This window comes from Ferribacterium limneticum (genome assembly GCF_020510625.1).
Taxonomy (GTDB): domain Bacteria; phylum Pseudomonadota; class Gammaproteobacteria; order Burkholderiales; family Rhodocyclaceae; genus Azonexus; species Azonexus limneticus_A.
Genome location: NZ_CP075191.1, coordinates 528,431 through 542,744 on the forward strand (window position 1 = coordinate 528,431; position 14,314 = coordinate 542,744).

The 14,314-nt window shown below is 64.4% G+C and carries 6 protein-coding genes; 3 read left to right on the forward strand and 3 right to left on the reverse strand.

Annotated elements, in window-relative coordinates; all coding sequences use genetic code 11:
* The first annotated feature begins 44 nt into the window (after positions 1–44).
* Both KI617_RS02530 and KI617_RS02535 read left to right on the forward strand, forming a co-directional pair.
* Positions 45–1,178 (forward strand): efflux RND transporter periplasmic adaptor subunit, encoded by a 1,134-nt coding sequence (locus tag KI617_RS02530; RefSeq protein WP_226450316.1) that lies wholly within the window; start codon positions 45–47, stop codon positions 1,176–1,178.
* Positions 1,175–4,237, forward strand: coding sequence for an efflux RND transporter permease subunit (locus tag KI617_RS02535; protein ID WP_226450318.1), 3,063 nt, complete (start codon positions 1,175–1,177; stop codon positions 4,235–4,237). Before KI617_RS02530 ends, KI617_RS02535 begins: the two co-directional genes overlap by 4 nt.
* Here the strand turns inward: KI617_RS02535 and KI617_RS02540 are convergent.
* On the reverse strand, positions 4,231–6,129 hold the full coding sequence (locus tag KI617_RS02540; RefSeq protein ID WP_226450320.1) for a tetratricopeptide repeat protein: 1,899 nt from the start codon (positions 6,127–6,129) through the stop codon (positions 4,231–4,233). The two genes, KI617_RS02535 and KI617_RS02540, sit on opposite strands and share 7 nt — an antisense overlap.
* 361 nt (positions 6,130–6,490) lie before the next feature.
* Here KI617_RS02540 and KI617_RS02545 point away from each other — a divergent pair, with 361 nt between their 5' ends.
* The gene (locus tag KI617_RS02545) at positions 6,491–8,977 is read left to right on the forward strand and encodes an ATP-binding protein (RefSeq protein WP_226450322.1); all 2,487 of its coding nucleotides are present in this window, start codon (positions 6,491–6,493) and stop codon (positions 8,975–8,977) included.
* Here KI617_RS02545 and KI617_RS02550 read toward each other — a convergent pair.
* Positions 8,974–12,627, reverse strand: a complete 3,654-nt coding sequence (locus KI617_RS02550) for a translocation/assembly module TamB domain-containing protein (RefSeq protein ID WP_226450324.1) — start codon at positions 12,625–12,627, stop codon at positions 8,974–8,976. The genes KI617_RS02545 and KI617_RS02550 overlap by 4 nt on opposite strands.
* A 1-nt stretch (position 12,628) precedes the next feature.
* Positions 12,629–14,308: an autotransporter assembly complex protein TamA gene (locus tag KI617_RS02555; RefSeq protein WP_226450326.1), complete on the reverse strand. Its 1,680-nt coding sequence runs from the start codon at positions 14,306–14,308 to the stop codon at positions 12,629–12,631.
* Positions 14,309–14,314: the final 6 nt, after the last annotated feature.

The following is a 14,314-nucleotide window of genomic DNA, read 5'->3' on the forward strand; positions in this document are numbered from 1 at the left end:
CAAGGTATCATTGCCGGATTACGTTGGTAGACACAGGTTTTGGCATGAAAATGAATTGGTCGGGAGCCCTAGCCGGGCGGAAAACCCGTATTGCGCTGGTCCTGGCCGTGCTTGTGGTCGGTGCCGCATTCCTCATGCGCGCCGAGGCGCCCAAGCCGTCAGAATCCGCCAAGGCCCCGGCGGCAAGCCGGCCGGCGCTGACCGTGCGCCTGACTGCACCCAAGACAGAGAACTGGCCGCTGGTGCTACCGGCCAACGGCAATGTCGTGGCCTGGCAGGAAGCGGTGATCGGTGCCGAAATCGCCAATTACCGGATTACCGAAGTCCGTGTCCAGGTGGGTGATGTCGTCAAGAAAGGCCAGGTGCTGGCCCGCATTTCCAGCGATACCGTGGCCAGCGAACTGGCCGAGGCCAAGGCGTCGGTGGCCGAACTCGAAGCCAGTGCCACCGAGGCGAAGGGCAATGCCGAACGGGCGAAGGAGCTGAAGGAAAAAGGCTTCTACAGCTCGCAACTGAACACCCAATACCAGACTGCCGAACACACGGCGCAGGCCCGCCTTGCCGCTGCACGCGCCCGTTTGCAGGCCGCAGGGCTGCGGATGGACAAGACCGGCGTGCTGGCCCCCGACGATGGGGTGATCTCGGCACTCAGCGCCACCGTCGGTTCGCTGACCCAGGCGGGGCAGGAGTTGTTCCGGCTGATCCGCGGCGGCCGGCTGGAGTGGCGGGCCGAAGTGCAGTCATCCGAGCTGGGCAAGGTCAAGGCCGGGGTGGTGGCGAGGCTGACCGCGCCGAGCGGTGAAAGCGTCAAGGGAACGGTGCGGGCGGTGGCGCCCAGTGTCGATCCGCAAACCCGCAACGGGCTGGTCTATGTTGATTTGCCGGTGTCGAGTGCCATCCGCGCCGGCATGTTCGCGCGCGGCGAATTCGAGCTGGCGCAAAGCCCGGCGCTGGCCTTGCCGCAATCGGCGGTAGTGCTGCGTGAAGGTTTTGCCTACGTCTTCCGGCTCGAAGGCGAGGATAGAGTGGCGCAGACCAAGGTGCTGCTCGGCCGGCGGAGTGGCGATCGCCTTGAGGTGGTTTCGGGACTGGCGGCCGAGGCGCGGGTGGTTGAGTCCGGTGCCGGCTTCCTGGCCGATGGCGATGCCGTCAAGATCGTGACGGGTAACACGCAATGAACGTTTCGTCCTGGTCGATCCGGAATCCGACGCCGGCGATTCTGCTCTTCATCATGCTGACGCTGGCCGGGGTGATGGCCTTCAAGGCGATGAAAATCCAGCAGTTCATGGACATCGACCTGCCGACGGTGACGGTCACGGCCAGCCTGCCCGGCGCCGCGCCGGCCCAGATGGAAACCGAGGTGGCGCGCAAGATCGAAAATTCGGTGGCGACGCTGCAGGGCATCAAGCACATCTACACCAAGGTGCAGGACGGCACGGCCATCGTGACCGTCGAGTTCCGGCTGGAAAAGCCGACGCAGGAAGCGGTCGACGATGTCCGCGATGCGGTGTCGCGGATCAGGGCCGACCTGCCGGGCGATCTGCGCGACCCGGTGATCAGCAAGGTCAACCTGTCCGGCGCCCCGATCCTGACCTATACGGTCGCCTCCAGTCGCATGGACGACGAGGCCCTGTCGTGGTTCGTCGATAACACAGTGACCAAGGCGCTGCTGTCGGCGCGCGGCGTCGGTGCCGTGTCGCGGGTCGGTGGCGTGACGCGGGAAATCCGCATCGAACTCGATCCGGCCAAGCTGCTGGCGCTGCGCGCCACGGCGGCGGATATCTCGCGGCAGTTGCGACAGATTCAGCAGGAGGCCTCAGGTGGCCGTTCCGACGTGGGCGGCATCGAGCAGTCGGTGCGCACCATCGCCACGGTGAAGAGCGCCGATGAACTGGGTGCCATGGACATCGTGCTGAGCGATGGCCGGCATCTCCGGCTCGATCAGGTGGCCAGCGTCACCGATACCGTCGGCGAACAGCGCACGACGGCGCTGCTCAACGGCAAGCCGGTGGTCGGCTTCGAGATCACGCGCAGCAAGGGCGCGGGCGAGGTCGAGGTGGCCGACAACGTCAAGTTATCCCTCGCCAAGCTGCAGGCGGAGCACCCGGACATCGAGATCACCGAGGCTTTCAATTTCGTCGATCCGGTCATCGAAAACTACGATGGCTCGATGAAGCTGCTGATCGAAGGCGCGCTGCTCGCCGTGCTGGTCGTCTGGCTCTTCTTGCGCGATGGCCGGGCGACCTTCGTTTCGGCTGCCGCGCTGCCCCTGTCGGCGATCCCGACCTTCGCGGTGATGTACCTGATGGGCTTCACGCTCAATGTCGTGACCCTGCTCTCGATGTCGCTGGTCGTCGGCATTCTGGTCGATGACGCCATCGTCGAAATCGAAAACATCATGCGCCACCTGCGCATGGGCAAGACGCCGTATCAGGCGGCCATGGAAGCCGCCGACGAGATCGGCCTGGCGGTCATCGCCACCACCTTCACGCTGATTGCCGTCTTCCTGCCGACTGCCTTCATGAGCGGCGTGGCCGGCAAGTTCTTTGTCCAGTTCGGGTGGACGGCGGCGATTGCCGTCTTCTTCTCGCTGGTCGTCGCCCGCATGCTGACGCCGATGATGGCCGCCTACATTCTGAAGCCGGTCGACCACAGCGAACCGACGCCGGGTTGGCTGAAGCTTTACGAAGGCTGGGCGGCCTGGTGCCTGCACCATCGCATCATCACCCTGCTTGCTGCCGCCGTTTTCTTCGTCGGTTCTTTTATGCTGGTGCCGCTGTTGCCCAAGGGCTTCATGCCGCCGGACGACCTGTCGCAGACGCAGATCTACCTGTCCTTGCCACCGGGTGCCACCTTCCAGGAAACGCTGGCCGCCGCCGAGCAGGCGCGGGCCATGGCCGAAGCCAATCCGCATGTGAAGCTGGTTTACACGGCGGTGGGCGGCGGCAAGGCGGGCAGCGATCCCTTCGCGCCGGCCGGGGCAGCCGAGGTGCGCAAGGCGACGCTGACGCTGAACCTGACGCCACGCGGCGAGCGTTCGGGGACCAGCAAGCAGCAGATTGAAAGCGAGTTGCGCGAGGCGCTGACGGCCATTCCCGGCGTCCAGGTCAAGGTTGGCCTGGCCTCGGGCAATGAGAAATACATCCTGGTGCTGGCCAGTGAAAATGGCCCGCTACTGTCCGAACATGCCCGCATCGTCGAGCGCGAACTGCGCGGCATTCCCGGCCTCGGCAACATCACCAGCACGGCCAGCCTGGTCCGTCCGGAACTGGTCATCCGCCCGGATTTCGCCCGGATGGCCGATCTTGGCGTCACTTCGGCCGCCATTGCCGACACGCTGCGCATCGCCACGGCCGGCGATTACGACCAGGGCCTCGCCAAGCTCAACCTGGCGCAAAGGCAGGTGCCCATCGTCGTCAAGCTGCCGCCTGCCGCCCGCACCGACCTCGCGCTGCTCGAGCGCCTGAGCGTGCCCGGCAAACACGGCCCGGTCATGCTGGCCAATGTCGCCTCGATCAGCATTGCCGGCGGCCCGGCCGAAATCGACCGCTACGACCGCCTGCGCAACATCAATTTCGAAATCGAGCTGAACGGCCAGCCGCTCGGCGAAGTCGAGGCCACGGCGCTCAAGTTGCCCAGCCTGGCCAACCTGCCGCCCGGCGTCATCCAGACCACGGTTGGCGATGCCGAGGCGATGGGCGAGCTGTTCACGAGTTTTGCGCTGGCCATGGCCACCGGCGTGCTCTGCATCTATATCGTGCTGGTCCTGCTCTTCAAGGATTTCGTCCAGCCGGTGACCATCCTCGCCGCGCTGATCCTCTCGGTGCCCGGCGCCTTCCTGGCCTTGTTCATCACCCAGAAAGCAATCTCGATGCCGTCGATGATCGGCCTGATCATGCTGATGGGCATCGCCACCAAGAACTCCATCCTGCTCATCGATTACGTCGTCCTGGCGCGCCGCGAGCATGGGCTGGATCGCTGGAGCGCGCTGCTCGACGCCTGCCGCAAGCGGGCAAGGCCTATCGTCATGACCACCGTGGCAATGGGCGCCGGCATGATGCCGATCGCGCTCGGTATCGGCGTTGATCCCAGCTTCCGGGCGCCGATGTCCATCGTCGTCATCGGTGGCCTGATCACCTCGACCTTCCTCAGTTTGCTGGTCATTCCGGTCGTTTTTACCTACGTGGACGACCTGATCACTTGGGTGCGCCGGTTCTATGGCTCAGCGACTCATTGAACTCGAGGTCGGCTGGCCAGTTCTTTGAGTTCCGAGGTAACCGACTGGATAAGCTCATCCCACCTGCCCAGCGAGGACTGGCGGAAAATCCGGGCGGACGGGTACCACGGGCTGTCGCTTCGTTCCAGCAACCAGCGCCAGCAGGTGTTGAAGCGGTTCAAGACCCAGACCGGTTTTCCCAGGGCCCCGGCCAAATGGACGATGGACGTATCCACGGCAATCACGAGATCGAGGTTGGCTACCAGGGCCGCGGTATCGGCAAAGTCGTGCAATTCGTCGGTCCAGTCGATAACAGCCTCCCGGCGCGGGTGAGAACGGAGTTGCTGTACCGCTCCGTCACCTTTTTGCAGACTGATGAAGTCAATCTCCGGCAGATCGAGGAGCGGCATCAGCATCTCGAAAGGCATGCTGCGAACGCGATCGACACGATTGGCTGAATGCTGGTGCTTGCGTGGATCTCCCGACCAGGCCAGTCCGACCCTGAGTTTATCCGAGTCACCCAGGCGTTTTTTCCAGAGCGTTTGCAATTCGCGATCAGCCGACAAATACGGAACCTCCGCCGGGATTGAAGAGAGTTCCGTCCGGAACGCGTGCGGCAGGCTCATCATGGCGCAGTGCGCGTCGAATTCGGGCAAAGGCTCGTCTTCAGCAATGATCTGAACCTGATAGGGCAGGCTGCTCAGCAATTTCTTCAGAGGCGGCTGGACGAGCAGGACTACCTTGGCCCCGGTTTCTGCCAGCAGTTTTGCATAACGGCAAAACTGGAGCGTGTCGCCGAGCCCTTGCTCCCAGTAAACCAGGAGATTTTTTTCTCGAATATCGAAATTGCCAAGCCATTCGGGTTGGTCGTAATTGCGGTTCGATAGCAGCGAGTTTTTTTGTTTCTTTCGCCATTCGAATTTCTCCCAGCCAATATCGAGGCGACCGGCCAGGAGGTTGGCCAGTCCCGCGTTCCAGTGCGCATCGGCAAAATCGGGATCCAGGTTGATTGCGTGATTCAGCGCCCCGAGCGCAGGCTCGAGACAGTTCTGGTCGAGCAAGGCGATGGCACGGTTATTGATGGCCAGCGGGGAATCGGGTTCGATTGCCAGCGCCTTGTCGAATGCATCCACGGCTTCGCTGGTGCGATAAAGGTTCCGTCTGACTGTTCCCAGGTCAATCAGGCACTCGCTGTCCTTGGGGTCGATAGCAGCAAGCCTTTCGAGCGTGGTGCAGGCTTCCTCAAGCATGTTCAATCGGATGAACAGTTTCGCCAGAGCCTTGTAGGCCGAACCTTGCCCGGGTGCCAGCGCCGTTGCTGTTCGATAGGAGGCCAGGGCTTCTTCAAAGCGCTCCTGGTCGGCCAAAGCATTGCCCAGATAGACGTGGGCGTCGATCAGTTTTGGGTTGATGGCCAGTGCCTTGCGAAGGCTGGCGATGGCATCAAGGGGGCGGGCGAGCTCTCTGAGCACCGCACCTCGATTGCAGTAGCCAATCGCATAGGCTGAATTTAGCGAAATGGCCTGTTCAAAGCTGCTCAGCGCCTCTTCCGGGCGGCCCAATTCCCTCTGCGTCAGGCCCAGATTGTTGAAGGCAGCAGAATGTTTTTTGTCGGCGGCGATCGCCCGTTCAAAGGTGAGTAAAGCCAGATCCAGCTTGCCGGTAGAGCGATAGGCACCGCCCAGCGTGTTCAACAGATCGGCATTCGCCGTGCTCAAGTCAGCGGCGGAGGCCAGCAGGCAAATCGCCCCTTCCATGTCACCAAGCTGCATCCTGCAATATCCGGCCATGTGGAGGATGTCAGCATCAGGTGGCGAAGCACTCATGGCCGATAGATAAAGACGATCGGCTTCTTCGAGTTGGCCGGCTCGGTGGAGTCGAATCGCCTCGTCAACAGTGGAATTGTTTTGCATGACCTGAGAGTCCAGATGGATTTGTTCTAGCGGAAAGAAACTTGGCCCTGTTTCTAACATGTTCACTGCAACATTTTTGTTACATCGGATAGCCGAATTGCCGGCTTTTATCTATTTCGGCTAGTGTACAAATCGCTCGTCTTCACCTACGTCGACGACCTGATTGTCGCCGTCCGGACCAGGCTGGCTGCGGGGCGACACTGAAGATTGCCGCCCGGGTGATGGCTGCCCGGCCTGATATTGGTGATAATCGGGCGCAAATATCTTGCGCTTGAATCCTGCTCAGCTAGCCGGGCCCTCTGGGTCGGCCTGACAGAAGCGATGACCGACAGGACCCCCGGTGGCTGAATTTACCCCTGCAATGAACGAAAGATCTTCTCTCCGGACCCGTTTCTGGCTGGTCCTGATCGCTTGCCTGGCATTTATCTGGCTGATGACTTTCTATGAACTGGATCGTCGCCAGGTGGGCGATTTACGTGATGTCGAGCACTCGACCGAGTTCCAGGCGCAGGCCTTCGCCGAAAACACCCTGTCCCTGGTCAAGCGCCTGAATGAAATCCTGCTCGATCTGCGGACCCGCTGGGATGGCGACCCCGGCAGTTTTGCCTCGGCCGTCCAGCGTCGCCAGGATTACATGGCGGATATTGCCTTTCAGGTAGCGGTGATCGACGAGCATGGCTGGCTGGCCTATTCCAATCTCGGCGCCCCGAAGGAACGGCTCGATCTCAGCCAGCGCGAACATTTCCGGGTTCATCTCGATCGCCGTGACCGCTTGTTCATCAGCAAGCCGCTGAAGGGCAAGGTTTCCGGCAAATGGTCGATCCAGTTCACCCGGCCGATCATCACCAAGGACGGTTTCAAGGGGGTGCTGGTCGTTTCGGTCAGCCCGGACAGCTTCGCCGCATTCCGCGAGAAACTGGCGCCGGATGCCGTGATCACGATCGTCGCCGACAGTGGCGAGATCATGGCTCGCCACCCGGGCAACGATGCGGCCATGGGCAAGCAGCTCAGCGGAACGCCGTACCTGCAGCCGCTGGCACCGCTCTCCGGCAACTTTACCCGCCGGGCGCAAATTGACGGGGTTGAACGCATCTATGGTTTTTACCGCATGCCGGAATACGGGCTGAGCTTTGTCGTCGGTCATTCCGTTGACAGCATCCTGGCGCCCTATCGCACGCACCGGCTGTTCATTATTGCCATCGCGACCGGGATCAGCCTGGCCATTGTCGTTTTGTTCCAGCTCCTCTTCCGGGCCCTGGCATTGCGGGCTGACATGGAAAAGCGCCTGCAGGACAGCCAGGCCATGCTGCGCTCGGCGGTCGATACCATCGGCGAGGCTTTCGTTATCTACGACCAGAACGACCGGCTGGCCTACTGCAACGAGCAGTATCGAGCCTATTACCCGAGTTCGGCGGATCTGCTGGTGCCCGGCAAATCGTTCGAGGAAATCATTCGGACCGGGGCCGAACGTGGCCAGTACAAGGCGGCAATCGGCCGGGTCGATGCCTGGGTGGCCGAGCGCCTGGCGGCGCATCGCAGCGGCAATACCGACCTGATCCAGCCGCTGGACAACGGTCGCTGGCTGAGAATTCGCGAGCGCAAGACGCCGGAAGGGTTCATCGTCGGTTTCCGCATCGACATTACCGCCGTCTATGCCGCCAAGGAGGCCGCCGAGGCCGCCAACGCCGCCAAGAGCAACTTCCTGGCGATCATGTCGCATGAAATACGGACGCCGATGAACGGCATTCTGGGCATGGCGCAACTGCTGCTCTTGCCGGACTTGTCGAAGGAGGAGGGCAACGAGTACGCCCGGACCATTCTCAATTCCGGGCAGACCCTGCTGACGCTGCTCAACGATATTCTCGACTTTTCCAAGATCGAGGCAGGCAAGCTCGAGCTCTCCGCGGTGGCCTTCGATCCGGCACAGCTTGTCCGGGAAACGGTGACCCTGTTTACCGGGGTGGTGCGGGAGAAAGGCATCGCAATCGATTCAGGCTGGCAGGGCTCGGCGGGGGCTCGTTACCGGGCCGATTCGATTCGCCTGCGCCAGATGCTGGCCAACCTGGTCAGCAATGCCGTCAAATTCACCAGCCAGGGATTCGTCCGGATTGAAGCTCGCGAAGTCAGGCGCGACGGCGGGCAGGCCGTGCTGGAGTTTTCTGTTTGGGACAGCGGTATCGGCATCCCCCCGGATAAACAGTCGCTCCTGTTCCAGCCTTTCTCTCAGGCCGACAGTTCGACGACCCGGGAATACGGCGGCACCGGCCTTGGTTTGTCGATCGTGCGCCGGCTGGCCGAAATGATGGGGGGCGAAGTCGGGGTCGAGAGCGAGTCCGGCCAGGGGGCGCGCTTCTGGTTCCGCATTCGGGCCGAGGTGATTGGCGCCGGCGAGGAATGCCGCGACCTTGCCCGGGTTGCTGCTGCCGATTCGCCGGGCGCGACCGCGAGCGAATGGCTGGGGCGGATTCTGGTGGTGGATGACAACAAGGTGAACCTGAAAGTCGCCCAGGCCATGTTGACCAAGCAGGGAATCGAGACTGCCGCAGTGACGGACGGTCTGGAGGCGGTACAGGCGGCTACCGCCGCTGAGCGGCCGGTTCTTGTCCTGATGGATGTGCAGATGCCGGTCATGGATGGCCTTGAAGCAACGCGCCGAATCCGCGCCTGGGAAAAGGCCAATGGCCAGCCTCGCTTGCCGATTGTGGCACTGACGGCCGGGGCCTTTGCCGAGGATTACGAGCGGTGCACAGCGGCCGGGATGGACGATTTTCTCGCCAAGCCGATCAATCACGACCAGTTGCAGCAGATGCTCGATAAATGGCTGGGCCGCGAGCGCCCCCGGCCTTAAGGTTTTTGCCCCGGCGGAGGGCGCGCCTTGTCGGTTGGCGCTTCCCGTCCGAAGCTCAGCGTGTAGAAGATGTCCAGCGCATTGTCGCTGCCGGCCCGGCCGATCACGGCGATCTGGCGGGTCAGGTTGACGGTCAGCTTCACGATGCCTTCCGCCCGGCCCAGTGTCTGTTCGTAGGAGAGCAGGGCGTTGGACGACAGACGCTTGCCGACACTGAGAATCTGCTGGCCGGTCGTGCTTGAGGTGTCGACACTGTTGCCGCCGGCGACCCGGCTGATCTGCTGCCGGCCCCCGGTATCGCCGATCCGGCCCTGACGCACGCCGAATTCGTCGAAGCCGAAAGTCTTCTTCAGTTGCTGGATGACATTCCCGGAATCGTTGCCGAGCAGCCCGCCGGCGGCCGAAAAGAGCAGCGTTGCATCGCCGGCCCCCATCTGCTCGGGACCATGGCCGAGCACCAGCCAGGCGAGCTTCTCGGCATCCGGCAGTTCCGGATCGGAGACCAGCCTGACCACCGGCCGCTGCGCCGTGCCGCTGATCTGCACGCCAGGTTCGACCGCCAGCCCCTTGCGTACAGCCCGGACATCCAGCCCGGGATTTTCCAGCAGGCCGTTGAAGTTCAGGATGCCACGTTCGATTTCCAGCTTCTGGCCATAGGCATCGAAACGGCCGCCGCGCGTGCGGATCGTGCCGCTGGCCCGCGGCAGGTCGCGGCCATGGGCGGTGATCCGGATGTCGCCGACCAGTCGGCTGGAAAGGCCGGCCCCGTTGAACAGGAAGTTGCGGCCGAGATCGGTGCTGATGTCGAGATTGAGTTTGGGGCGCAGATTGGCCGCAGCCTTGTCGCTGCCGGGCCGCTTGACGATGACGTCGTCGGACAGGCGGGGCGTGCCGCCGGGGGCGAGTTGCCAGTAACCGGCATCGACCGCCAGCTTGCCCTGGGCGCCCAGCGTGCCATCCTGCCAGGTCAGCCGGCCATCGCCGGAGACGGCAACCCACTGGTCCGGCGACTGGTAGGCGCCGAGCCGGTCGAGGCGGAAATCGAGAAAGGCGCTGTCCTGGGCCTGGGCTTGGTCGACGCGCATCTGGCCGGTTACTTCGAGGCGGCCGGGTTGTTTGGTCAGTCCGGCCAGATCGTCGCGGGCCTCGACCCGCAGCGGACGGGGGAGTGGCTGGAGCAGACTGTCGAAGCCGAGCCGGTTGATGCGCAGCAGGTTGTCGCGCAGGTCGATGTCGAGTTCGCCACGCGCCAGGTTCAGGCCCTGTCCCGGTAGGCGCAGGGCCAGCTTTTCGCCCCGGAAGCGGCCGCTGCTCAGCGGGGCCGCCGGCGTGCCGGCCAGGAGCAGTTCGCCGGTCAGGCGCCCTTCGCTCTGCCAGCCTTCGCCAATCAGTTCGGCCAGCCAGCCAAGATCGGCGATGTCGCTGTTCAGTCGCCCCTGCCAGCGGGCTTGCCGGTCGAGCGACCAGGCGTCGTGCAGCGCTGCGTTCAACTCGCCATCGACCAGCCCGATCCGGCTGCCGCGGGCATGGAGGCTGGCCTGCAGCCGCCGGGCATCGGCGCTGGCCTGCAGGGTGGCTTGCCAGTCGAGCGGGTCGCCCGCCAGGCGGACCGGGCCGACGTTCCAGTCGGTCGTGGCGAGCCTGATGGGGGCGGGGGCGCTGAGGCGGAAATTGCGGGATTGATCAGGACTGCTCAGGCGAGCCTCCAGCAGGCTGCCTTGCCAGGCGCTCTGGTCAGCGGACAGGCCGCCGTCGGCGGCGAGCGTCAGTCGATTCTTGCCGGCGAGTTCGGCGCTGGCATTCAGGTGGTGCGACTGGTTGGTGCCGCTGCCCTGGACGCGGAGCGCCTTGACCAGGCCGGGCTGGTCCGGCGTGTCGATGCTGGCGATATTGATGTCAAGGGCCAGCGGTGAGGCGGCCTCGCTGCCGCCCTCGCTCTTCAGGCTCAGATCGTTGAGACGGAAGGCGCCGGGCAGGCCGAGTCGGGCGGCATTCAGCGTGCCGGTGAGTCTCGGTCCTTGGGCCCCGCCAGTCAGCTCGAAGCGGCCGCTGAGGCCGCCTTCAAGCCCATAGGGTGCGAGTTGCGGCGCATCGACCGCCAGGCTCAGCAGGTCGCCGGGCTGGCCGTAGGCGCCGTGGGCCGTCAGCCGGTTGGCGCCGGCGGCGATCTGGATGTCGGCCAGAGGTATGCGCGGCCAGTCGACCCGGATCTGGCCTTGCCCGGACAGGGGCTGACCGGCCAGGCGGCTGTCCTGCAGCGTGAAGCTGGCATCGACGACCGGCTGCGGCGCCAGTTGGCCCCTGGCCTTGAAACTGGCGTTGATCCGGGCGCCTGGCAGCGTGGTGAAACGGCTGGGGTCGAAGCGCAGCAGTTCGCCTTCGGCGGTAAAGCGTCGCGGGTTGGCCAGATCGAGTTCGCCGTGTGCATTCAGGCGGGCGTCGCCGGCCGCCAGTTGCAGTTGGGGCAGTTCGATTCGCCCGTCGGCGTGGCTGGCTTCGGCAAGCAGGCTGAAGGTGTTGTCTTTCAGCGCCATTTTCAAATCCTGGCGTTTGGCCCCCAGCGTCGTGGCCAGCGGCCCGTTCAGGCGGGTCGGGCGCAGCATCGAGGCGATTCGGGAGGCATCCAGGCGGCTGGCATTCAGCGCCAGTTTGAGCCTGCCATCCTGCCATTCGCCGCTGCCATCGAGTTCGCCGTTGCCGGGCAGCGCGGCATGCAGGCTGGCGAAACGGGCCGTGTTGCCCTGCCAGTCCACCGTGCCGGCCAGGGTGTTCAGCGGCAGGCGCTGGCGGTCGAGCGGGCCGGGCTGAAGGTTGGTCAGGCCGAAGCTGCCGATGATGCCGGCGCCTTGCGGCTGGACATCGGCCGTGATGCTGAGCCGGGCTTGCAGCGCACCGGTCAGCCAGGTGGCGGGGTCAAAATCTTCGAGCAGGATGCGGGCGCTGGCGAAGGCCGCGTCGGCAAAGGGCGTCAGCACAATTTCGGCGTGACCGGCAATGCCTTCACTGGCCACCGCGGCGAGGCTGATTCGATCGAGTTGGCCGCGTGCCGTGGCGGTCATGGCCAGGGCGCGTTCATCGAGCCGGCCAGCCATCTCGGCGCTGGCGTCGAGGGCGAATGGGGCGGCGCCATCCAGCGTGGCGCGCGCGCTGGCTGTGACACCGGCGGTCTGGACATGAAAGTCTTCGAGGCGGTGCTGGCGGCCGTCGCTGCTCAGGCGGGCGGCGAGATCGGTGGCCGTGAACGCCTCGCCGTAGGAGAGCGTGCCAATGGCCAGTTTTTGCACCTCGACGGCCAGCGGCAGGCTTAGATCGGTCGGGACGACGCTTGGGCTGTCGCTGGGCTGGCTGGCGATATGCAGATGGCCGACGGAGAGTTCGGCAATCTGCAGCCTGCCGCGCAACAGCGCCGAGGGCGACCAGTCGAGATGAATCTGCGTCGCTTCGATTTCCAGGCTGGCGCTTTGCCAGTGCAGGCGACCGAGGGTCAGCGGGCCGCTGAGCCGGCCGCTGGCCTGTTCAAGCTGCAACTGTTGGCCGCTGGCGCTTTCAGCCAGTCGGGCCACCGTTTGCAGGCCACTTTCGCTGCTCGTCAGCCAGCCGGCGGTGCCAATGATGGCGATGCTGGCGAGGAAAAGGAGGCGGCGCAGCATGTCAGAACGGAATGGCCAGCGAGAAGTGCAGTTGCACCTGGCGGGTCCGTTCGCCATAGGCGAGATCGACGCCGATCGGTCCGGCCGGGCTGCGCCAGCGGGCGCCGAGGCCGTAGCCGATGGCGAGGCGGATATCCTGCAGCGAATCGACCGCATCGCCGGCATCGATGAAGGCGGCAAAGCCCCAGTCCTCATCCAGCCAGTGCGTCAGTTCGGCGCTGGCGATGCCGAGGTAGCGGCCGCCCACCGTCGCGTTGCCTTCCTTGATGCCCAGGCTCTGGTAGGCGTAACCACGCACCGAGCCGGCGCCACCGGTGCGGAACAGGTAGTCCTGCGGGATGCGTTGCCGCGAATCGGCCAGCGTGTAGCCGATCTCCCCGCGCAGGGTCAGCGTATCGACGCGACCGAGCGGGATGAAATGCTGGAAGCGGGCATGGAACCGAACAAAATTCTGGTCCGAGAGGGCAGCTTTCGAACCGCCGCCGATCTGCCCCTGCAGGACAGTGCCGTTTCGCGGTTCGATCAGGCTGTCGACGTGACGCCAGGTCCACATGCCGTTGGGCACCAGCGCCCGGCTGGTTACCGGCGAGGCGCCATCCGGCTCGCGTTGTTCGTTCTGCCAGTTGAGCGACAGCCGCTGTTCGACACTGCCGCGCTGCTGGATGGTTTGGGCGCCAAAGGCGTAACGCTCGGTCTTCAGGTTCTGGATGTCGGTCGCTTCGGCCATCACACCAACGCTGTGCCGGCGGTTGCGCTCGTCGGGCGGCAGGAAAACGTCGGCATAGGCGGTCTGCCGCTTCTGCTCCAGACGCAAGCCCGTGTCCAGTTCCCAGGCCTGGCCGAATAGATTGGGCGTGTGGTAATTGAATTCGACCCGGGCGCCGGTGTTGGAGCTGGCGCCGGCGCCGAAGGAAACGCGGTGGGGCGAACGTTCGCGGACGCGGACCAGGACAGGCGCGGTGGCGTTGCCGTCAGCGTCCATTTCAGCAGCTTCCCGGTCAAGCAGTGTCTGCACCGAGGCGAAGTACGGCGTCGATTGCAGCGTCGTCTGCAGGGCGTTCAGCTTGTCCTCGCGATAGGGCTGGCCGGGCTGCACGATGCGGTTATAGCGTGCGATCAGGTCGGGCGAATAGTTCTGCAGGCCCTCGACGCGCAAGGGGCCGAAACGATAGCGCGGACCGGCCTCGTAGTGGGCGCGCAGGTCGGCCCGGTGGGCTGCCGTATCGATGCTCGCCTCGCTGTCGAGCAAGCGGGCATCGGCGTGTTCGACGGCGAGCAGGCGGGAAAGAATCTGCTGCTTGGCCGTGTTCCAGTCGTCCTGGCGGAAAGGCTGGCCGACCGGCAGGGCCCAGCCGTCAATCAGTTCTTGCCGGGCGCCGGCCTCGACCGGGCCATCGATCCGCAGATCAAGGCTGTGGATGGTGGTGCGCCGGCCGGGATCGAGGGTCAGCTTGAGCCCGTCGCCCTGCTCGGCAAATTCGAAGACCGGCGAGAAATAACCCTCGGTGGCGAGAATTTCGCTGAGCAAGCCCTGCAGCTTTCCCGGGCTGCCCACCTCGTCCGGCAGATAGGGGGCGAGCAAGCCGGTGATCTCATCCGGCGCCTGCAGGTCAAACTCGCCTGCCGCCAGCGGCTGGGACAGGCAGAGCAGCAACAGGAGAGGCAGACGGCGGACGATCACCCCGTC